A 1,619-nucleotide genomic window follows, 5' to 3' on the forward strand; every position below is an offset into this window, starting at 1 on the left:
CAGATCGGCGGCTCCTTGACCCCCACCTGCCGTTGGGCGAGGTGGGGGAATGCGTCGCTATTTTTGTTCAAATTTGCTCAGGGTTTTTTGAGGATAATCCATTACATCAGACTTACCCAAACCTACCCATAACTAGACTTTTTTATGTCACGATCGCTCTCCCCCCTATCTTGAGAGGGGGATTCACAATCGACCCAAAAACGGTAATTAGGGGCGGGTTCACGAACAATCTGCTCGAAATAGAGGATGATTGCTAGAGGCGGCGGCTACAGCAGGGGAAGTCGAAACGCCCCTATTACTCTATGTAGTTGTTGATGCCAAATGCTTCTCAATCACCTCAGAAATATCTGAGGGTTTGACTCGCGTATAATGAGCCTTATCTGGCATGACAACTAAGTTGGGCCCTAATTTACATTTTTTCAGACAACCTGTTTTTTCAATTTTAACTTGATCATGCAATCCGCGATCGCATAAGGCTTGCTCCAGGACTCGACAAACTGCTTGTCCTCCTCGCTGGCGACAATCAGATTTCTGACAAACTAGAATTTTCGCCGGTTTAGGCTGGCTTTTGGTTGAGGGCCTCACAGAGTTGACTGGGCGCACTGAGGGTTCAGATGCTGGTATAATCTTGGTGGCTTTGAGTTTGACTTTGGCATTTTTTAAATTGAGGATTTTTTCGCCAAATACTCTCACCTCTAACCCCTCAGATAACAGGTGTTTTGCCTCGTCACGTAATCGCTTAGATAGCTTAATTGTATACAATCCTGATGTAGTCATCAGTTGCAGGATTTGCGGGGTTTTGCCTTTTAATAAAATCTGCAAAACTCTACCCGAAAGGCTGAAATCCGAAACTTGCTTATTGAATTTAGACATAATTTTTGCGGTTTGTTTGGTGTGCTTGGGTTCATGGGATTTATTGCCTAACTACGATTCCAGGCCCTTTCCAGAGATAGGGCTAGTTCCCGTGGCGATGCACTTAACCTTCTCAGGACACTAGCAAGCTGAACAGCTTCGGTGGTGTTGGTAATCTTTACCCGCAGCGGGTGATCTACCTGACACCAACAGCTAATTCCCAATTCTTGCAGCCGCCGATAGACCTGCCACCTTTTTGACCAGGCCACTTCTACTACTTCACCGGACTTCGGATCTAATTCTGATGAATTCATTACCACATCTAAATGAAAGAGATTTGCACTAAATTGGGCTGATGACTGCTGCCCTAGCTCACAAATGACTCGGATAGTCCCATATTTCATTGATAACACAAATGATATCTTTTCTCAATAGTCTGTTTATAAAAGTTTACGAAAACGTCAGCCCGGTCGAGTGGCAACTTCAACATCCGCATATATACTTACAGTAAAAAATCTGTAAATTTGGATACATTTTTTCTAAAATTATGCCAAAATTTTAGTAGGGGAATTTTTTAATCATAAAATCGGAGATTTAAAATCATGAGTTTAGAAGAACAAGCCCGGGAATTGTTGGTCCAGAATCGTCACCATAAGCAGCATCTTGACGAAACGATGCTTTCGCGGGCGGCCCAGGAAAGCGATCGCGCACCTGGAGCTGGTTCGGAGCCTAATCACAGTATGGCGGACGAACAAGCACGGGAACTG

Annotated in this window: 2 protein-coding genes; both read right to left on the bottom strand. The window is 44.4% G+C overall.

The genetic code is table 11. The features are described 5' to 3' along the window. Nucleotides 1-300: 300 nt before the first annotated feature. On the bottom strand, nt 301-873 hold the full coding sequence (locus tag P5683_RS22745) for a ferredoxin (RefSeq protein ID WP_006626152.1): 573 nt from the start codon (nt 871-873) through the stop codon (nt 301-303). A 47-nt stretch (nt 874-920) separates the two neighbouring features. Next, the gene (locus tag P5683_RS22750) at nt 921-1,166 is read right to left on the bottom strand and encodes an Asr1405/Asl0597 family protein (RefSeq protein ID WP_035760234.1); all 246 of its coding nucleotides are present in this window, start codon (nt 1,164-1,166) and stop codon (nt 921-923) included. Between the last annotated feature and the right edge of the window lie 453 nt (nt 1,167-1,619).

Source organism: Limnospira sp. PMC 1279.21 (assembly GCF_032349615.1).
In the GTDB taxonomy this organism is placed as follows: Bacteria; Cyanobacteriota; Cyanobacteriia; order Cyanobacteriales; family Microcoleaceae; genus Limnospira; species Limnospira fusiformis.

Excerpts from the sequence above, each read along its gene's own strand:
- P5683_RS22745 (WP_006626152.1), bottom strand. The coding sequence starts at position 873 with ATGTCTAAATTCAATAAGCAAGTTTCGGATTTCAGCCTTTCGGGTAGA.
- P5683_RS22750 (WP_035760234.1), bottom strand. The coding sequence starts at position 1,166 with ATGAATTCATCAGAATTAGATCCGAAGTCCGGTGAAGTAGTAGAAGTG.